Origin of the sequence: Sphingopyxis sp. (assembly GCF_050725655.1) — a bacterium.
Lineage (GTDB): Bacteria > Pseudomonadota > Alphaproteobacteria > Sphingomonadales > Sphingomonadaceae > Sphingopyxis.
Genome location: NZ_JBOHHT010000082.1, coordinates 1 through 19,219, shown reverse-complemented (window position 1 = coordinate 19,219; position 19,219 = coordinate 1). Strand labels below are relative to the sequence as shown.

The following is a 19,219-nucleotide window of genomic DNA, read 5'->3' as shown; positions in this document are numbered from 1 at the left end:
GCGGTCCCGGTTTTTGGCCACAACAGGCCATCGCCGGTGCAGATGCTGTCGTGGGTCCCGGGCGAAGTGCGCTGCGACGGGATTGCGGTCGAGGGTGGTGCGATACAGCGGCCGCTGGCCACAGTCGGGACGATCGACCCGCAATGGGTGCGCGCGCCGACCTATCGTTTCGCGATCGATGCGAGGGGGCGGACGCACTCGATCGCGCGCGACAACAGCGAGAGCGAAGGTCTTGACCCCGATACCGGTCCTGCGCTGGCGGCGAGCCATTTTCCCGTCGGTGGCCGGCGCGAGAATTGCCGGATCAGCTATGCGCCCAAATTCGACCCGCTGGCGCGCGCGCCGATTGCCGACCTGATCGCCTATTCGATTCACCCGGCGGGCCAGAAACTGCCGCAGGAGGGGTGGGATCGCATCGGCAGCGTCGGCAATTGCCGCGACAAGCCGCGCCTGGCGCCGCTGCTGAGCGGCCATCCCGATTTCCGGAAACTGAAAGCAACGCCGGGCGTGCGCGACTGGTCGCTTGTCGGCTATAATACCGACGCTGACGGGCGCCCGGTCGACGTGCGGATTGCGCAGGGCACGGGGAATGACGAACTTGACGCCGCGGCGATCGAGGCGATCCGCGTGTCGCGCTTTACCGGCGGGGCGCGGACGGGCTGTCTTTATCCCTATTGGCGATCGGCGGGTAAGCTTCGCGCGCCCACGCCACCCGCCGGGGAGCCGTTGCGGTCCGCGGACGCCGTTTGCCCGGCAAAGGTCGACTGGGCGACGCGGCCGACGACGCATTATCCGCCCGCCTATCGCAAGCGCGCGATCGAGGGGTGGGCGATCGTCGCCTTCGACACGGCGCCATGGGGCGAAGTCGGCAATGTGAAGGTTCTGGACGCGCAGCCTTCGGCCGATTTCGGACGGCAGGCGATGAGTATCGTGCGCAGCGGCCGCGTCGCACCGTCGGCGCAAGGGGCGTCGGGGTGCGTCGAGACGGTGAAGTTTATGATGTCGGCCGACAATCCGGGGGGCGAAGTGGACGAACGACCCGCGACCGATTGAGCCTATATGATATTGCAAGATGCCGGGTGGGGATCGGACAATGGACATGGGATCGAAGACTGTTTTCCGCTTTGCATGCAGCGGGCGAAGAGCGGTGGGAATCGGCGCGTTGTTGATGGTCGCCGCCGGCTTGCCGGTTGCGGCGATACCGCCGGCTTGCCGGTTGCGGCGATACCGCCGCCACCCGATCTGCCGGTCGAGCCGGATCGTCTTGCTGCCGCGAAGGACTTGTGGTCGGGGCGGTCGCTGTACGGTCCGTCTGTGGACTGGGCGCTCGTCGAGGCGGCTTCCGAGCTGAGCTTTGCCCGGCTGGCGGACGTTGAAAAGCGCCGCGCCTATCCCCGGATGCGCGAGGCGTTGTTCGCGCGCATCGTTTAACGGGGGCGAGCGGGAGGAAGGGAGCTCGAGGAACGAGCGCGGCAATGCATGGCTGGAAGAATGGCGATCGCATTGACTGCCCAGCAAATCCGTGACCTCCACTTTTTCGCCGCGACGCCGAGCGGCCAGGCCGTGTGGACGACCTATTTGGCCGGGATGAACGACAAGCGTCTCGACCTCTGCGTCAAGGAAGCGCTTGAGTTTCTCATGCTGGGCCATCTGGCGCAGGATGTGAACGACGTGCGGAAAATGCGCTGATCCGACCCCGGTTTTAACCGGGATGTCCCGGGCTATTTATCGACGACCAGGCAGGATTGGCCGTTCTTGCGTGCCGACGCGCAGAAGCTTTCGGCCTCGCCCCTGTTCGCGAAGCCGCCGGCCTGGAGGCGGGTGAGCTTGCCGCTTTTGACCAGATAGGGCGTGCGGCCGGCGAAGGCTGGGTTCTTCTTTTCGAGCGACGTCCAGAGGTTGCGGGCGTTGGCCTCGACCCCGAAGGCACCGAGTTGCGCACGCCACGGGCTGGCGGTGCCGTTGTGGACGCGGACGTCGTGCGCCGGGGCGGATGCGGTCGCGACAGGTGCCGGGGCCGCTTTGACGGGTGCGGGTTTGGGGGCGGCCGGGGCCGGTTTGACCGGAGCGGGTTCGACCTTGACCGGTTTCGGCTGCGGCGCGGGCGGCAGTTTGCCGCTTTCGGGCGGCGCGGCGTAGGTCGTGCCCGGCTGGCTGGTCGCGGCGACGGCGTTTGCGGTCGCTTCGGCGGCCGCGGCTGCGGCGGCGCTCGCGACGGGCGAGGACGGCACGGCGACGCTGCGGATCGGTTCGGGTGCAGGTTGCGGGGCGGGCTTGGGCGCGGGCGGCGTGCCGATCACCGGCGGCGGCGTGTAGCGGGTGCCGGGGGTCGAGGCGGGAAGGCTGGCGACTTTCACCGGCGAGGCGGCCGGCACGGGTTTGGCGGCGGGCGGCGCCGCGGCATTGACCGCGGTGAGGCGTGCCTGCTGTTCGCCGCGCTCGATTTCGGGGAGTATCGCGAGGCCGCGCTGGCGCTGGTCGAGCGGGATCAGATTGTCGAGCTGCGCGAGGCGCGCCGAAGCGATGCCGAGCCCGGCGTCGCTGGCGCGCTTGGTCAGCGCATAGGCGCGCGGCCAGTCCTGCGCCGCGAGGTCGCCGTTGAAGTGCGCGGTGCCGAGAACATATTGCGCGCGCGGTTCGCCGCGCGCGGCCGAAGCGATGATGAAGGGCATCGCCTCCTGCCGGCGGTTCGCGGTGAAGAGCACGAGGCCGAGATTGTCTTCTGCCTGCAAATGCCCCTGTTTCGCGGCGCGGCGATACCAAGCCTCCGCCTGCACGAGGTCGGCGGGAACGCCGCGGCCGAGTTTATAGGCTTGCCCGAGATTGAACTGTGCATCGGCGTCGCCGGCGAGGGCGAGCGGACGCCATTCGGCGACCGCCGCCTGATAATTGCCCGCCTGCCAAGCATCGACGCCATCCTTGACGTCGGCATGGGCGGGTGCCGCCAGCATCGATGCCGCGAGCAGCGGCAGAGCCAGCGAAAGGACCGTGCGGAAAGAACGCATCTTATTCTCCAATGACTTGCGCCGCCCCAAGCCGGCTGCAGTCCCCGGGGTCTTTATAGCGTCAATTGGCTAACACGGCGTTAGCGACAAAAGCGCCCGCGCCGAACTTGATCCGTTCTGGCACAAGTTCGTCTTAGGGGATCATTTACCATATTCGCGAGGAAGTCGTTCACCCTCTTTTTATCATCGTTAACCCAATTTTAGCGCCCCGCATGGCATTCCGTCGCCGATTATTGGATTTACCGAGGGGGTAACGCAGTGCGCGTATTGGCATTGGCTTCACAGAAAGGCGGGTCGGGAAAGACCACGCTGTCGGGGCACCTGGCGGTGCAGGCGCAGCTTGCGGGCGCCGGCCCCGTCGTTCTGATCGACATCGATCCGCAGGGCTCGCTCGCCGACTGGTGGAACGAACGTGAAACCGACCTTCCGGCTTTTGCCCAGACAACCGTCGCCAGGTTGGCATCCGACCTCGAAATCCTGCGCCAGCAAGGGTTCAAGCTGGCGGTCATCGATACGCCGCCGGCGATCACCATGGCGATCCAGAGCGTGATTTCGGTCGCCGAACTGATCGTCGTACCGACGCGGCCGAGCCCGCACGATCTGCGCGCCGTCGGCGCCACCGTCGACCTGTGCGAACGCGCCGGCAAGCCGCTGGTGTTCGTCGTCAACGGCGCGACGCCCAAGGCGAAGATTACCAGCGAAGCCGCGGTTGCATTGTCGCAGCACGGCACCGTCGCCCCGATCACGCTGCACCACCGCACCGATTATGCCGCGTCGATGATCGACGGCCGCACGGTGATGGAAGTCGATCCCAACGGACGCTCGGCCGACGAGATCCGCCAGCTGTGGACTTATATGAACGACCGCCTCGAAAAGAATTTCCGCCGGACCGTATTTGCCGCGCCGTTGCCCACACAGGGCAATTATGGCGCGGTTCGCCCGATGGGTGGTGGCTTCGGCCGCCGCATCGCTGGCCAGTGACGGGAGGTACGGAAACCATGGGCGAACCAAAACCCCTCGCATCGCTGAGCGCCGGACTGCTTGCCCGCAAGGGCGGAGCGCGTCCCGCCATGCGCCGCCAGCCGCTCGGTAGCGGCCCCGCACCCCTCAACCCCGGCGGTTACGACGACCTTGGCTGGAACGACATGGGTTATGATGTCGATCCCGACCAGTCGGCCGAACCCGCGCGGATGCTCGATTTGAAGCCGCTGCTCACCGGATCGGTGCTGGCGCATAATGTCGAGGCCGAACATGCGGTCGACGACAGCGTCGGTCACGAACTGACGCCGGAATTCGGCGCCGAATTCGCCGGCGAACGGGCCGGGCTGAGCGACGATTATGGCGCCGACCAGTTCGAGGCCGAAGCCCCCGAAGTTCCCGAAATCGTCCGCCAGCAGGAATCGCTGATCGAGCGCGTCGCCGCGGTGGCGCGCAAGGTCGAAGCGCGTCCGGCGCCCAGGAGTGAGGCGCGTACCGCGCCGGAGGCTCCGAAGAAGGAAAAGGCACCGCGCGCGCTGCGTGCCCGCGAAAAGGCGGCGTTCACGCTGCGCCTCGACGCCGAGCGCCATCTGCGCCTGCGCCTCGCAAGCGCGGTGACGAACCGGTCGTCGCAGGTGATCCTGACCGACTTGCTCGATGAATATCTGGCTTCGCTGCCCGAAATCGACGCGATGGCAAGCCGCTTGCCGGCCACGCGCCCGGTGCGCCGCGTGCAGCGCTGAAGAAAAAAGAGGGGGACCTGTCATGAACCGCAAGATGCTGAAGAACCTGGCTGTTTCGGGCTTTGTCCTGAGCTTGGCCACCGGATGCAGCGGTATGGGCAAAATGGCCGACGCGCCGTCGCGCGCCGCCGGCAAGCCCGCGATCGCCGCCAAATCGGCCGACCTGGCGCGCGTTGCGCTGGAAGCCGGCAAGCCAAGCAAGGCCGTGGGCCTTGCCGAAGCGGCCGTGGCAGGCAGCCCGCGTGACGCCGGCTATCGCGCGCTGCTGGGGCAGGCGTACCTCAATACCGGCCGTTTCGCTTCGGCGACGGCGGCGCTGACCGAGGCGATGGAACTCGGCGCGACCGATAGCAACACGATCCTCTCGCTGGCGCTCGCACAGATCGCGCAGAACAAGAACCAGCAGGCGGTCGCGCTGTTGACGCAGCATCGCGACACGGTGCCGGCATCGGACCTCGGTCTGGCGCTCGCCCTTGCCGGCGATGCCGAAGGGTCGATCTATGTGCTGAACGAAGCGTCGCGCGTCAAAGGCGCCGACGCACGGACGCGGCAGAATTTTGCGCTGGCGCTCGCGCTGTCGGGTCGCTGGGCGCAGGCGCGCATCATCGCGTCGCAGGATCTGTCGGCGGCAAAGCTTGAAGCGCGCATGGCCGAATGGTCGAAGCTCGCCGACCAGCCGAATGCACAGGTTCGCGTCGCGAGCCTGATGGGCACAACCGCGCAGCAGGATGCCGGCATGCCGGTCCAGCTGGCGCTCGGCAATTTCGGTGACACGCAAATGGCCGCGGCCGAACCCGGGGTCCAGCTTGCGAGCGCCGATCCTGCGCCGGTCGCGGACTATGCGCCGCCGCCGGTGCTTGCTGACGCGAGCAGCGTGATCCGCAGCGTCGAACTGCCGATGCCCGTGCGCGGCGCCGATGGCGTTGTACCGGTGACCGAATTGCCGCAGCCGAAACCGGCGGGCGAAGTGATCCTCGCCGATGCCGCCCCCTATCGCGCCGCACCGCGCGTCGCCGGCGAAGGGCGTGTCCGTCCCGCGCAACAGCAGGCGATCGAGCTTGCCACCGTGCTGATCCCGAAGGCGATGGGTTTCGATGCGAAAAAGCCCACCGGCTGGGCGGTGCAGCTTGGCGCCTATGACAGCCTGGGCATTGCCAGGGAAAAATGGGGCAGCCTGAAGAAACGCAACGCCGTTCTCGCCAGCTTCCCGGCGTCGAGCCATGCCGCGACGGTGAACGGCCGCAATTTCTATCGCCTGACGGTGAACGGCCTCGCGACGCGCGCCGACGCGACGAGCCTGTGCCACCAGTTGAAGGCGCAGGGACAGACCTGTTTCATCCGCGCGATGGGCGGCAGCGAGGCGATCCAGTGGGCGTCGAAGGCCGGCCCGATGCGGCTCGCTTCGCGCTAAAAGACTTTGCCCGGATAAGGGGGAGGGGCGTGGCCGCAAGGCCGCGCCTCTTTTGTTTGGAGGCGCGGGCCTCCATGGCCGCTAACGACCGGAAGCGGACGTTTGATCTCCCCTCCCGCAGGCGGGAGGGGTTGGGGGTGGGCAGCGACGTTGCGATGGCCCACCCCGCTGCGGCTAGCCAGCAAGCTGGCAAGCCTCGCTACCCCTCCCGCTTGCGGGAGGGGAGGCTCTTGTCAGCTCACCACCCCAAAGCCGACATTCCGCGTGCCGCCGCTCATCCCATGATGAAGGCGTTGAGCTTGTTGCCGTCGGGGTCGCGGAAATAGCCGGCGTAGAATCCCTCGCCGCGCGGTCCCGGAGGGCCTTCGCACGTCCCGCCGTGCGCGAGCGCGATGTCGTGGAGGCGGTGGACCTGTTCCTTGTCCTTCGCCTGCAGCGCGACCATCACGCCGTTGCCGACCGTCGCGACATTACCGTCGAACGGCCTGGTCAGCCCGATGCCCGCACCGCCGCCGGGCTTGCCCCACGCGATGAAGCCGTCGAATTCCATCATGCGCGGCGTGTCGAGTTCGGCGGCAATCGCGTCATAAAATTCCGCCGCCTTGGCGAGATCCTTCGTCCCCAGCGTCACATAGCCAATCATCATCTTTCTCCCGACTCGTTCTTATGAGAACATAATATGAACAAAAGGGGCGGCGCGCAAACAAAAAAGGGCGCCGGACCCGAAGGTGCGGCGCCCTTTTTTTCGAGTGCGAGAATCGCAGCCTATTTGATGCGAATCGCGACAAAGCCCGACGGATTACCGCGACGCAGGATTTCGAGCAGTACCGCGTCGCGGCCTGCCTTCTTGGCGTCGGCGACCGCCTTGGCAAGCGCTTCGCTCGTGGCGACCGGCGTGCGGTTCGCGCTGAGAATTACGTCGCCGCGGCGCAGGCCCTTGCGTCCCGCGTCGCTGTTCGCCGAAGCAGCACCGACCACCAGACCCTTGGTGCCCGCATCGACGCCGACCGCACGCGCAATGTCGGGGGTCACGACCTGCACCGACAGGCCCAGTTCGTCCTGGATCGCCTTGTCGGCCGCGCCGGTCGGATCCTCGGGCTCTGCCTGCTCGGCCTCGGGATCGAAGTTGCTGCCCGCCAGCTCTTCCTCGGGCGGGCGCGTGCCGACCAGGACATTGAGCGTCATCGCCTTGCCGTCGCGGATGATCTCGAGCGGAATGCGCGTGCCCGGCTTGGTGTTCGAGACGATGTACGACAAGGTCTGCTGCGGCGTAACGTCCTTGCCGTTGACCTTGGTCACGACGTCGCCGCGCTTCAGCCCGGCCTTTTCCCCCGCCTGCGCGGGTTCGATGCGCTGGATAAACTCGCCGCGATCCTTGGGCAGGCCAAGCGCCGCCGCCAGATCCTCGTCGACCGGCGCGATGCCGATGCCGAGGTAGCCGCGCTGGACCTTTTCACCCGCGCGCAGCGCATCAATCACCGGAATCGCCGCGTCGGCCGGGATCGCGAAGTTGACGCCGATGTTCGCGCCGACGGGCGAGATCAGCATGTTGTTGATGCCGACGACATTGCCATGAAGGTCGAACAGCGGGCCGCCCGAGTTGCCGCGGTTGATCGCGGTATCGGTCTGGATATAGCGGTCATAGGCCGTTCCCGTACCGATATTGCGCTGGACCGCCGAGATGATGCCCGCAGTCACCGTCGAGCCGAGGCCGAGCGGGTTGCCGATCGCGACGACCCAGTCGCCGACGCGCGCGGTGCTGCTGTCGGCGAATTTGACGAAGGGGAGGCCGCCCGCCTCGATCTTGAGCAGCGCGAGGTCGGACGCGACGTCGCGGCCGACGATCGTCGCCTTATATTCCTTCTGGTTGGTCAGCGTCACCGTGACCTGGTTCACCGCCTCGCCGCGCGGACCGCCCGAGATGACGTGATTGTTGGTGACGATGTAGCCGTCGGCCGAGATCAGGAATCCCGAGCCGCCGCCCTGCTGCTCCTGCGTGATCGGCTCGCGCGTGCCGGCAAAGGGGTTCAGCCGGACGCCGAGCGTGACTTCCTGCTTGGTCGAGATGTTGACCACCGCGGGCTGGAGCTGTTCGACAAGGTCGGCGAAGCTTTCGGGTGCGCCCGAACGGGGCACTACCTTGGCGATTTCGCTCTTTTCATTCTGCGCGACCTGCGCGCCGACGGGAGACTGGGTGACCAGCGCCAGCGCGGTGCCACCCGCCAGCAAGGCCGAAGTGATGCCATAAACATAACGCACGATCGAAATTCCTCTTCTCTTACGAAAAACTCACAGCCCCGGCGGCGGTTATCTGCGGCGGCGCGGCTGAACGCCATTTGAACATGAACGGCGCTTGCACATTCCGTTCATCGCGCCGTTCGCCCGCCGCAGCACTGTCAATTTCCGCGGAAACGCTTCAGATATTCATTATCTGCCGACATGATGATCGACGTCCCGCCCTGGTTGTTTTCGCCGAGGAAGGTCTGCCGATAGCTCTGCATCGCGCGGTAGAAATCATAGAAGTCGGGATCCTTGCCGAAACTGGCGGCATAGATACGCGCCGCTTCGCCGTCGGCTCCGCCGCGGATGATCTGCGCTTCCTTCTGCCCTTCGGCGCGGATCGAGATCGCTTCCTGCTGACGCGCGGTGCGCATGCGGTTGTACGCCGCCTCAAGCGTCGCGCCTTCGGGAAGGTCGGCGCGCTTGATCCTGACGTCGATGATCTCGGCGCCATATTTCTGTGCCTCGCGGTTCAGCGCGACCTGGATATTGTCCATCACCGCGCCGCGCTCGGGCGACAGCAGGGTCGCGAAAGTGCGCTTGCCAAGCTCGTTGCGCAGCGACGAACCGAGGATCGTCGCGAGCTGCGTCTGCAACTTATCCTCGGTCCGGATCGCGGTGTACATGCGCACCGGATTGGTGATGCGGAAGCGCGCGAAGGCGTCGACCTGCAAGCGCTGCTGGTCGGTCGAGAGCACCTGCTGGCGTTCCATGTTCACGCCGAGGATGCGCTTGTCGATATATTGGATGCCGTCGGTGAAGGGCACGCGGAGGACGAGGCCGGCGCCGGACTTGCCGAAATCTTCGCCCGCCTTGTATTTGTTCACTGTCCGCTCGATCTCGCCAAAGCGCAGGATCAGCGCCTGCTTGTCCTCGGGCACGATCGCGAGCGATTGCGACAGGATGACGAGTATGATGACGACGCCAAAGAGCAGCCGCATCGGGTTCTGGAAAAGCGAACCGAACATCATTCGCCTCCCTTCTGTGTGGCTTCGGGCGCCTTGATCCGCTTCTGCACTTCGTTGAGCGGCAGATAGGGGGTCACCCCGCGCGCTTCGACAATCGTCTTGTCGACGTTCGACAATACCGTCTCCATCGTTTCATAATAGAGGCGCTGGCGGGTCACGCCGGGCGCCAGCTTATACTGCTCGTAAATCTTGTCGAACGCCGCGGTGTCGCCGCGCGCGCGTTCGAGCACCTGCTGCTGGTAAGCGCGTGCCAGGTTGATCGCCGATTCGCGTTCCTGCCGCGCCGCGGTGACTTCCTTGAACGCCTCGTCGACCTGGCTCGGCGGGTCGACCTGGCGGATCGCGATGCCCTGGATCATCACGCCGGCGCGATATTGGTCGAGCAATTCCTGCATGCGTCGCTGGACCTGCGCCTCGATCTCGACGCGGCCCGGGCCGATCGCCTGGACAAGGTCGAAGTTCGCGACCGTCGCGCGCATCGCGGTTTCGGCGACTTCGCGGATCGTCCCTTCGGGATCGGCAAGCTGGAAAAAGAACAGCTCGGGATCGCGCACCGACCAGCGGACCTCATAGGCAAGGTCGACGATGCTCTGGTCGCGCGTCAGCACGAAATTCTCATCCGTAGCGTTCGGCGAGCCGACCGCCATCGTGCGGATCGCGCGGACGTCTTCGAGCCGGATGCGCTCGACCGGCGCCGGCCAGGTGAGCTTCACACCGGGGCCGACGGTGCGCGAATAGCTGCCGAGGCGGGTGATCACGCCTTCCTTTTCGGGCGGCACGATATGGAAGGAAGAGAAAAGCACCCATGCGACGACGAGCGCGAGGACCACCCATTTCCAGAGCCTCGCCGAATCGCCGAAGTTGAACTGGCCGCCGCCGCCCGAGCCGCCGCCGCCGAAACCGCCGCGCCCCTTGCGCAGCAATTCGTCGAGGGCCGAGGGGCCGCGCGGCTTTTGCGCGCGCCGCTGGTCGGCCGGATCGGGGGTGACCCACGGGTTGCGCGGGCCGGGCTTCTTGCCGTCACCCTTCCCGTCGTCATCGCCCTTGCCGGGACCGCTGCCCCAGGGGCTGTTCGCCATCTGGCTGATCGAATCGAAAAACTGCCGCAATCCTCTCGGGCTGCGGCGTCCCATGCTGCCGTCATTCTTGTCGTTCATAGGGCTTTTATAGGGGCGGTGGCCGCGATTAACAGGGGGTGCACGCGAAAATGGCTGGCAATCGGGTGGATCATGCCTATCTGCCGCGGACATGACCGACGAAACCCCCGACATCGCCCGCCTGACTTCCGCCGCTGCGGAGCTAAGCGACGGACGGACGTCGGGCCTGCGCCTGCTCGACGATTCGGGCCTGCTCGCGGTGGTGCTCGATGTGTCGGGGCTTGCCGTCGAAGAGCGGAAACCGCTCGAGGACAAGCTACGCGCCGGGCTGCTCACCGAAGCCGGCGTGCGCGAGGTGCGCATCGCGATGACCGCCGAGAAAAAGGCGATGACGATCATCGCGGTCGGCAGCGGCAAGGGCGGTGTCGGCAAATCGACCCTCGCCGCCAACCTTGCCGTCGCGCTGCGCCGGCTGGGGGTGAAGGTCGGACTGGTCGACGCCGACATCTATGGCCCGTCGCTGCCGCGCCTCATGGACAGCGAAGGCGTGAAGCCCGAAGCACGGGGGTCGAAATTGGCCCCCGTCCCCAATGCCTATGGCGTGCCGATGCTCTCGACCGGCCAGATCGCCGCGCCCGGACAGGCGATCGCCTGGCGCGGCCCCATGGCGGGCAAGGCGCTCGAACAGCTCGTCGATGCGAGCTGGGGCGACATCGACACGCTCGTCGTCGACCTGCCGCCGGGCACCGGCGACGTCCAGCTGACGATGATCCAGCGGCACAAGCCCGCGGGCGCGGTGATCGTATCGACCCCGCAGGATCTCGCGCTGATGGACGCGACGCGCGCGATCAGCCTGTTCGAACAGGCCGACGTGCCGATCATCGGTCTCGTCGAGAATATGGCGGGCTATGCCTGTCCGCATTGCGGCGAGGTCAGCGACCCGTTCGGTTGCGGCGGCGCCGAAGCCGCCGCAAAGACGATGGGGCTCGATTTCCTCGGGCGCGTGCCGCTGTCGATGGGCATCCGCCTCGCGAGCGATGGCGGCGTTCCGCCCGCGGCGGGAACCGATCCCTTGGGCGAGCCATTCCATGCGATAGCGGCGAAGGTCGCCGATTGGCTGACTGCACGAAAGGGGCGATGATGGCGATCAATGACGAGAATGAGATTCGCGAACTGCTCGGGCAAAAGCGCCGCATTGCGGTGGTCGGCGCATCGCCCAACGCCGCGCGCGCCTCGAACGGCGTCCTCGCCTTCCTTGTCCGCCAAGGCCATGACGTGATCGCGGTCAATCCGGGTCATGCCGGCAAAACCATCCACGGCGCGCCCGTCGTCGCGACGCTCGCCGACGTCGAGCCGCCCGCCGAACTCGTCGACATCTTTCGCAACAGCGCGGATGCCGGCACCGCCGTCGACGAGGCGATCGTTCATGGCGCGAAGGCGGTGTGGATGCAGATTGGCGTCATAAACGAAGCCGCGGCGAAACGTGCCGAAGCCGCGGGGCTGGCCGTGGTGATGGACCGCTGCCCCAAGATCGAGATCCCGCGCCTCGGCCTGCTGAAGTGAAAGCCGCGCTGCCGCTGCTCATGGCAGCCACGCTCGCGGGATGCGCGACCACGACGACGCGCGCGAACCCGCAAGACGCGTTCTTCGATGCCCTCGCAGCACGCTGCGGCAAGGCTTATGCCGGCCGCCTCGCGAGCGATCAGGCGGCCGATGCCGACATGCGCGGCAAGGCGATGGTGATGCATATCCGCAATTGCACCGCCGACCGGATCGAAATCCCCTTCCACATCGACGGGCTTGGTCCCGACGGCGGCTGGGATCGGTCGCGGACGTGGATCGTCAGCCGGACGACGACGGGGCTGCGCCTCAAGCACGACCATCGCCACGCGGATGGCAAGCCCGACGCGGTCACCCTCTATGGCGGCGACACCGCCGATGCCGGGACGGCGGCGCGCCAGACCTTCCCCGTCGACGCCGAATCGATCGCGATGTTCACCGCGACCGGCCGCAGCGTTTCGAACACCAATATCTGGTCGGTCGAAACGACCGACGCGGGCTTCACCTATGGGCTGAATCGCGAAGGACGACATTTCCGCGTCGTGTTCGACTATGCGAAGCCGGTGACACCGCCGCCCGCGCCCTGGGGCGGTAGGGAACCGTTCCTCCCGTCATACGCTGGACAGCGATGACGGGAGAAAGTTCATGCGTACCCAGACCCTTATCCTGATCCCGCTGCTCGCGCTCGGCGCGTGTAGTGAAAAAGCGCCCGACCCGCGCGGCGTCGGACATGACGAAACCCTGCTCTCGGTCTCGGCGACCGGCCGATCCGAAACGCGGCCCGACGAGGCGCGCTTCACCGCCGGTGTGAGCACGATCGCCGCATCGGCCGAGGCCGCCACACAGCGCAACAATGAAACGATGACCAAAGTGACCGAGGCGCTCAAAGCCTTTGGCGTCGCGGGCAAGGACCTCCAGACGCGCCAGCTGACCGTGAACCGCATCGACTGGGGCGCCAACAAGGGCAAATATGAAGCGGTCAATCAGGTCGAGGTGCGGATGCGCGCGGTCGACAAGGCGGGCGAAGCCGTCGCCGCGACAACGCAGGCGGGTGCAAATGTCCTGTCGGGGCCGACGCTGCGCGTCTCCGATCAGGAAGCCGCGACCAAATCGGCCTACGCCGCCGCCTATCGCGCCGCGCGCGCGCGTGCGGACGCCTATGCGGGCGCCGCGGGGCTCAAGATCGACCGCGTGCTGACGATCCGCGATGGCGGCGACAGCTCGCCGCCGATGCCCTACGCTGCGGATGCCGCCAATTACGAGGTCGCGGCGCAATCGGCCGCGCCGCCCTTCAATCCCGGGGTCAGCGAATCGCAGGTTTCGGTGCGCGTCGACTTCGCTTTGTCGGAGAAATAGCCGCGCCGCCGCGAACGCATGCTCGTCCAAAAGCCTTTGCCTCGCCGACTCGCGCCGACTATCAGCAGCGAGCATGGCCGGCATTCGCGACACAGTGGGGAAAAGCAAGGGCAGGCCGCACGTCAGCCGCCGCTCGCTGCTCGTCGGCGCCACCGCGGCGGGCGGGCTGGCCGTCGCATGGAGCCTCTGGCCGCGCGATTATCGGCCGAACCTCACCGCCGCCCCCGACGAGCACATCTTCAATGCCTTCCTCAAGATCGGCGACGACGGCCACATCAGCGCGATCGTCCCGCAATGCGAAATGGGCCAGGGTGTCACCACCTTGCTGCCGCAGATCATGGCCGACGAACTCGGCGCCGACTGGCGGACGATCGCGGTCGAAAGTGCGCCGATCAACCCGCTCTACACGAACACGCTGCTGGTCGACGAGGATAGCGCGGTCTTTACCCCGCGGTCGGGGGTTCCCGATTTCGTGTCCGACGTGCGCAGCTGGGCGCGCCGCGAATGGGCCGTGCGCCACGCGGTGATGCTGACCGCGAACAGCTCGTCGGTGCGTATGTTCGAGGCGCCGTGCCGCGCGGCGGCGGCGCAGGCGCGCGCGCTGCTGATGATGGCGGCGGCAAAGCGCTGGGACGCCGACTGGGAAGAATGCGACACGCAGGACGGCTTCGTCACCCATGGCAAGAAGCGCTTGCGTTTTGGCGATGTCGCGGCCGCCGCCGCGCTGCTCGAACCGCCCGCCGAGCCCGTCTATCGCGCCAGCAGTTCGGACCCGCTTTACGGCAAGGAGCTGACGCGGCTCGACCTGCCCGCCAAGATCGACGGGTCGGCCAATTATGCGGGCGACATCCGCCTGCCCGACATGGTGTTCGCGGCGATCCGGCAGGGGCCGCTCGGCGCGACCCGCCTAAAAAGCATCGACCGTAAAAAGGGGCTCGCCTCGCCCGGCCTGCTGCATGTCGTCACGCATGATCGCTGGGTCGCCACGGTCGCGCGCAACTGGTGGGCCGCGAACCGCGCGCTCGACCGCTTCGCGCCCACCTTCGAAACCGAAGGCACGCCGATTTCCACCGACCGGATCGACAAGGCATTGAAGGCGGCGCTGAAGGACGACGGCTATCGCATCGCAAGCGAAGGCGACGTCGCCGGGGCGATGGAGGCACGCACCAAGATCGCCGCCGAATATGTCGTCGCCCCCGCACTCCACGCCGCCATCGAAACGCGCACCGCGACCGCGGCGCCCGACAGCGGCGGCCTGCGCGTCTGGGTCGCGACGCAGGCCCCCACCCAGTGCCGCGACGCGATTGCCGGCGCGACCGGGCTGGCGCCCGCGAATGTCACGCTGTTCCCGATGATGGCGGGCGGATCGTTCGACGCCTGCCTCGACCACAGCGTGGCAGTGCAGGCGGCGATCATCGCATTGCAGGTCAAGCGCCCCATCCAGCTCGCCTGGTCGCGCGCCGAAGAGATCATGCGCCTGCCGCCGCGCGCGCCCGCGCGCGCCAAGCTGACCGCGACGCTCAATGCGGCGGGCGGGATCGACGCACTGGTGACGCGCATCGCAGTGCCGCCGACCAATCACGAGGTGCGCGAGCGTCTGTTCGCGGGCACCCCCGCCGACATCGCGCAGCGCGCGGCGGCGGGCAGCGCCGATGCCGCCGCAGTCGCTGGGGCGATGGGGGGCGCGGCAAGCGGCTATGCGATCCCGCACATGGCGGTCGACCATTGCCCCGCCGACATCGGCCTGCCGACCGGGCGCTGGCGCGGCAATGCCGACAGCTACACCGCCTTTTTCACCGAATGTTTCGTCGACGAAATGGCGGCGCGCGCCGGAACCGATGCCTTGTCCTATCGCATGGCGATGCTGGGCAACACGCCGCTCCTCGCGCGCTGCCTGCTCACCGCGACCAGCCTCGGCGGCTGGGAGGGCGGATTGTCGGGGACCGCGCAAGGGCTCGCCTGCCATTCGATGCGCGGCAGCCATATCGCCCTGATGGCGACCGCGCGGCAAAGCGAACGCGGGCTGCAGGTCGAACAGTTGGTTGCGGTCGTCGACGCCGGGCGCCTCGTCAATCCAACCATCGCGCGGCAACAGATCGAGGGTGGGCTGATCTTCGGCCTCGCCGCCGCGGTCGGCGCCACCACCGACTATGAAGGCGGCGTCGCGACCGCGCGCAAGCTCGGCCAGCTCGGCCTGCCCATCCTGTCGCAGACCCCGCAGATCCTGGTCGAGTTCGTCGACAGCGACCGCGAGCCCGGCGGCCTCGGCGAAATCGGCGTTCCGGTGGTCGCGCCCGCGATCGCCAATGCGATGTTCGCCGCGACGGGCCGCCGCATCCGCCGTATCCCGCTTTCGGCGCATCCGCTGTGAGCGCGCCACCGCAGATCGGCGTACTGCTGGTCAACCTCGGCACCCCCGACGCGCCCGATGCGCCATCGGTGCGGCGCTACCTTGCCGAATTTCTGTCGGATCGCCGCGTCGTCGAAATCCCGCAAATATTGTGGCAGCCGATCCTGCGCGGGATTATCCTGACGACACGGCCGAAAAAGTCGGCGCATGCCTACGCCCAAGTGTGGACCGACGCAGGCTCCCCACTCGCCGCGATCACGCGCCGTCAGTCCGAAGCCTTGCAGACGGCGTTCGGCGAAACGGTACGGGTCGCTTATGCGATGCGATACGGTGAACCGGCAATCGGGGGCGCGATCGACGCGCTGAAAGCGGCGGGATGCGACCGCATCCTCATCGCGCCGCTCTATCCCCAATATTGCGCCGCGACGACCGCAACCGTGGTCGACGCAGTGGGCAACCATCTGCAGGCGCTGCGTTGGCAGCCCACGCTGCGCTTCCTTCCGCCCTATCACGACGATGTTGCCTATCTGGGGGCCTTGAAGACATCGATCGAGACGGGGCTGGCCGCGCTCGACTTCACCCCCGACGTCCTGCTCGCAAGCTTTCACGGCATGCCCGAACGCACGCGGGCGCTCGGCGATCCCTATCACGACCAGTGTCAGGCGACCGCGCGCCGGCTGTCGGACGCGCTCGGCAGGCCGGTCGAGGTCGGCTTCCAGTCGCGTTTCGGGCGCGCCAAATGGCTCGAACCCGCGACCGATGTGCGGCTCGAACAGCTCGGCCGCGACGGCCGCAGCGTCGCGATCCTCGCGCCCGGCTTTGCGGCCGATTGCCTCGAAACGCTCGAAGAACTGGCAATTCGCGGCAAGCGGCAATTCGAGGACGCGGGCGGACGGCATTTCGCCTATCTCCCCTGCCTCAACACCGATGCGCCCGGCATGGCGATGCTGGAGACGCTGGCGCGCCGCGAACTCGCTGGCTGGCTCTGATCGCGGCCGCTTACCAACTGTTTAGGTCCATGCGCTAGATTGGTCCGACGCGGCGCCGAAAAGGCATGAGCCGCACCAATTTGGAGATACGCCATGAACGAGGTCCAATCGGCAGCGCTGGCGCTGGCCGGGCTCACGCTGGCCTTTCTGGCGATCGTCTTTGGCGTCTGGTGGTCGCGGCGACCGCGCACCGCACCCGCCGCGCCGCGAGCCCCCCGCGAACCGCGCGTGCCGCGCGAAATCCGCCTGCCGAAACTCCCGCGCAAGGCCGCGCCCGAATTCGAGGACGTCGAAATCTCCCCCTCGCGGCTCGCGCGGATCAGCCGCAAGGAGCCGCTCGAAATACCGGCCGAGCCCGAATATGAAGCCGAGTACCAACCGGCCGCCGTTATCGAACCCGTCGAAACCGCACTCGAATCGATGATTTCCGAGGTCGAGGAAGAAGCACACCGGATCGAGAAGGTCGACGCCGAGGAGGTGACGCTTCGCCTCGTTCCCCAGATCCCGCCGCGCGACGCCATATCGACGAACAGCTGGCTCGGTGGCCGCCCGCGGCTCCCCACCGGCACGGAATGGCCAAGGATCGACGATCAGCCCGCGGATTTTCTGGCGCAGATCAGCTGCGCCGACCTGCCGCAGGACCTGTGGGGCGGGCTGGGGCCGCGCGACGGCGCGCTCGCATTCTTCATCCACCGCCGCAACTATGACCTGCGCGTCTTTCACCTGCGCGATACCGGCATGCCGGTCGCACCGCCCTTTACGCTCAACGATCCCGAAGGCTGGTTCGGCCCGCACGGCGGCCTGGGCTTTGGCGATCTCGCGCCGTTCGCCGTGCGCGCCTTTCCCGAATGGCCGGTCGACCTGGTCGCCATCCGTCCGGGCGATGCCGATCCGCGCGGCGAAGGCGACCCGAACGAGCCCGGCGCCGCGCTCCACGATCGCGGCTACGACATCGCCGACCCCGCGTTCCACCCCTTCGACTGGGGCAGCATGACCGCGATGGTCGCACTGCTCGAGCTACGACTCGACCGGCTGATGACCGAAGCGCCGGAGGAGGCCGATGCTGAAGAACCGGACGAAATAGAACAATGCGCCGCGATCAACCGCGAAGCCCGCACGCGCGCCGAAGAGATCATTGCAATTGTCCACGACAGCGCGGCGCGCGCCGATTTCTCGGCCAGCGACGCAACGGCGGTGATGGCGGGACTGCACGCGATCCGCTGGGTCGAGGTGATCCGCTCGGTCGACCCCGAAACGGGCGCCGAACAGGTCGAGACGATCACCCTGCCGCTGACGACGCACCGCGCCGACGCGAATCTGTGGGTTCACGATTATCAGACGATCTTGTTCGATCGCGCGAAGCATGCCTGGTGCCTCAATCCGGACAATCTTTCGGCGCCGGCGCGCGCCTTTTTCGAGCCTTGGTGGCGCACGCTGGCCGAGCGTGAGATGGCGGCGATGGGGCATGAGCCCTTCCGCCATGTCCCCGATTATGACGAGGATCGCGATGCGGTGTTGCTCGAACTGCCGACCAGCGGATTGATGAGCCGTATCTTTGGCGACTGCGACAATCTGGTGGTGACGATCGACAAGGCGGACCTCGCGATCGGCGACTTTTCGAAACTGCGGGTACAGGTGAGCAGCTAGTCGCCGGGCTCCCCGAATAGCTTTGCGATTGACGTTCCGGTAAACTTGCGGCGGCCGTCTGCGCAGCCTAGTCATGGTCCATAACTCTGTGGGAGAGCTGGATTTATGACACGCGTAGCAATCGTCACCGGTGGCAGCCGCGGTATCGGGGAAGCAATCAGCCTCAAGCTGAAGGACATGGGGGTCACCGTCGTCGCCAACTATGGCGGCAATGACGAAAAGGCCCGCGAGTTCACCGACCGCACCGGCATCGCCGCGATGAAATGGGATGTCGGCGATCATCAGGCGTGCGTCGACGGCTGCATCCGCGTCACCGAGGAATTCGGCCCGGTCGACATCGTCGTCAACAATGCCGGCATCACGCGCGACGGCACGCTTTCGCGCATGAGCTACGCCGATTGGGACGATGTGATGCGCGTCAACCTCGGCGGTTGTTTCAACATGGCGAAAGCCTGTTTCCCCGGCATGGTCGAGCGCGGCTGGGGCCGTATCGTCAACATCGGGTCAATCAACGGCCAGGCCGGCCAGTACGGCCAGGTCAACTACGCCGCCGCGAAATCGGGCATCCACGGCTTTACCAAGGCGCTGGCGCAGGAAGGCGCAAAGAAGGGCGTGACGGTCAACGCGATCGCGCCGGGCTATATCGACACCGACATGGTCGCCGCCGTCCCGCCGCAGGTGCTGGAAAAGATCGTCGCGAAAATCCCCGTCGGCCGATTGGGGCAAGCCGACGAGATCGCGCGCGGCGTGGCGTTTCTGTGCAGCGAGGACGCAGGTTTCGTGACCGGGTCGACGATGAGCATCAACGGCGGCCAGCATATGTACTGACGATGGC

Annotated in this window: 19 protein-coding genes; 14 read left to right on the top strand and 5 right to left on the bottom strand. The window is 66.8% G+C overall.

All coding sequences use genetic code 11. From position 1 onward, the window contains the following. The 3 genes from ACREBX_RS11655 to ACREBX_RS11645 all read left to right on the top strand — a co-directional run. Positions 1-1,053, top strand: a 1,053-nt coding sequence (locus ACREBX_RS11655) for an energy transducer TonB (protein ID WP_431561908.1), incomplete at its 5' end; no start/stop codon positions are given. Between the two features lie 75 nt (positions 1,054-1,128). After that, entirely contained in the window at positions 1,129-1,431 is a 303-nt protein-coding gene (locus ACREBX_RS11650; protein ID WP_431561907.1) for a hypothetical protein, read from the top strand. Between the two features lie 60 nt (positions 1,432-1,491). Beyond that, positions 1,492-1,689, top strand: coding sequence for a hypothetical protein (locus ACREBX_RS11645; protein WP_431561906.1), 198 nt, complete (start codon positions 1,492-1,494; stop codon positions 1,687-1,689). 32 nt (positions 1,690-1,721) lie between these two features. Here ACREBX_RS11645 and ACREBX_RS11640 read toward each other — a convergent pair whose 3' ends face one another. Continuing rightward, a complete protein-coding gene (locus ACREBX_RS11640; protein WP_431561905.1) occupies positions 1,722-3,005 on the bottom strand; it encodes an SPOR domain-containing protein in 1,284 nt (427 codons plus the stop codon). A 258-nt stretch (positions 3,006-3,263) separates the two neighbouring features. On the opposite strand from ACREBX_RS11640, the gene ACREBX_RS11635 reads away from it, so the two are divergent. The 3 genes from ACREBX_RS11635 to ACREBX_RS11625 are packed head-to-tail and all read left to right on the top strand — an operon-like array spanning position 3,264 to position 6,137. Continuing rightward, positions 3,264-3,986 carry a ParA family protein gene (locus ACREBX_RS11635; protein WP_037518907.1) on the top strand — a complete coding sequence of 241 codons (723 nt, stop codon included), beginning with the start codon at positions 3,264-3,266 and terminating at the stop codon, positions 3,984-3,986. Between the two features lie 17 nt (positions 3,987-4,003). Then, positions 4,004-4,726 carry a hypothetical protein gene (locus ACREBX_RS11630; protein ID WP_431561904.1) on the top strand — a complete coding sequence of 241 codons (723 nt, stop codon included), beginning with the start codon at positions 4,004-4,006 and terminating at the stop codon, positions 4,724-4,726. A 22-nt stretch (positions 4,727-4,748) separates the two neighbouring features. Then, the gene (locus tag ACREBX_RS11625) at positions 4,749-6,137 is read left to right on the top strand and encodes an SPOR domain-containing protein (protein WP_431561903.1); all 1,389 of its coding nucleotides are present in this window, start codon (positions 4,749-4,751) and stop codon (positions 6,135-6,137) included. Positions 6,138-6,411: 274 nt separating this feature from the next. On the opposite strand, the gene ACREBX_RS11620 is transcribed toward ACREBX_RS11625, so the two are convergent. The 4 genes from ACREBX_RS11620 to hflK all read right to left on the bottom strand — a co-directional run bounded on the left by ACREBX_RS11620 (position 6,412) and on the right by hflK (position 10,542). Next, on the bottom strand, positions 6,412-6,780 hold the full coding sequence (locus ACREBX_RS11620) for a VOC family protein (protein ID WP_431561911.1): 369 nt from the start codon (positions 6,778-6,780) through the stop codon (positions 6,412-6,414). Between the two features lie 122 nt (positions 6,781-6,902). Continuing rightward, a complete protein-coding gene (locus ACREBX_RS11615) occupies positions 6,903-8,396 on the bottom strand; it encodes a trypsin-like peptidase domain-containing protein (protein ID WP_431561902.1) in 1,494 nt (497 codons plus the stop codon). Positions 8,397-8,533: 137 nt separating this feature from the next. Then, positions 8,534-9,385 carry a protease modulator HflC gene (gene hflC / locus ACREBX_RS11610; RefSeq protein ID WP_431561910.1) on the bottom strand — a complete coding sequence of 284 codons (852 nt, stop codon included), beginning with the start codon at positions 9,383-9,385 and terminating at the stop codon, positions 8,534-8,536. After that, complete coding sequence (hflK, locus tag ACREBX_RS11605) at positions 9,385-10,542, bottom strand: protease modulator HflK (RefSeq protein WP_431561901.1); 1,158 nt, start codon at positions 10,540-10,542, stop codon at positions 9,385-9,387. Before hflK ends, hflC begins: the two co-directional genes overlap by 1 nt. 91 nt (positions 10,543-10,633) lie before the next feature. On the opposite strand from hflK, the gene ACREBX_RS11600 reads away from it, so the two are divergent. The 8 genes from ACREBX_RS11600 to phbB all read left to right on the top strand — a co-directional run bounded on the left by ACREBX_RS11600 (position 10,634) and on the right by phbB (position 19,212). After that, the gene (locus ACREBX_RS11600; protein WP_431561900.1) at positions 10,634-11,623 is read left to right on the top strand and encodes an Mrp/NBP35 family ATP-binding protein; all 990 of its coding nucleotides are present in this window, start codon (positions 10,634-10,636) and stop codon (positions 11,621-11,623) included. Then, positions 11,623-12,045 (top strand): CoA-binding protein, encoded by a 423-nt coding sequence (locus tag ACREBX_RS11595; RefSeq protein ID WP_431561909.1) that lies wholly within the window; start codon positions 11,623-11,625, stop codon positions 12,043-12,045. The genes ACREBX_RS11600 and ACREBX_RS11595 overlap by 1 nt, the downstream gene beginning before the upstream one ends. Next, positions 12,042-12,674, top strand: a complete 633-nt coding sequence (locus tag ACREBX_RS11590; protein ID WP_431561899.1) for a hypothetical protein — start codon at positions 12,042-12,044, stop codon at positions 12,672-12,674. Before ACREBX_RS11595 ends, ACREBX_RS11590 begins: the two co-directional genes overlap by 4 nt. 13 nt (positions 12,675-12,687) lie before the next feature. After that, positions 12,688-13,398 (top strand): SIMPL domain-containing protein, encoded by a 711-nt coding sequence (locus ACREBX_RS11585; RefSeq protein WP_431561898.1) that lies wholly within the window; start codon positions 12,688-12,690, stop codon positions 13,396-13,398. A 73-nt stretch (positions 13,399-13,471) separates the two neighbouring features. Continuing rightward, positions 13,472-15,769, top strand: a complete 2,298-nt coding sequence (locus tag ACREBX_RS11580; RefSeq protein WP_431561897.1) for a xanthine dehydrogenase family protein molybdopterin-binding subunit — start codon at positions 13,472-13,474, stop codon at positions 15,767-15,769. Then, on the top strand, positions 15,766-16,737 hold the full coding sequence (gene hemH / locus ACREBX_RS11575) for a ferrochelatase (RefSeq protein ID WP_431561896.1): 972 nt from the start codon (positions 15,766-15,768) through the stop codon (positions 16,735-16,737). Before ACREBX_RS11580 ends, hemH begins: the two co-directional genes overlap by 4 nt. A gap of 93 nt (positions 16,738-16,830) precedes the next feature. Then, positions 16,831-18,384 (top strand): DUF1963 domain-containing protein, encoded by a 1,554-nt coding sequence (locus ACREBX_RS11570; protein ID WP_431561895.1) that lies wholly within the window; start codon positions 16,831-16,833, stop codon positions 18,382-18,384. A gap of 105 nt (positions 18,385-18,489) precedes the next feature. Further along, positions 18,490-19,212: an acetoacetyl-CoA reductase gene (gene phbB / locus ACREBX_RS11565; protein WP_431561894.1), complete on the top strand. Its 723-nt coding sequence runs from the start codon at positions 18,490-18,492 to the stop codon at positions 19,210-19,212. The last annotated feature ends 7 nt before the right edge of the window (positions 19,213-19,219 follow it).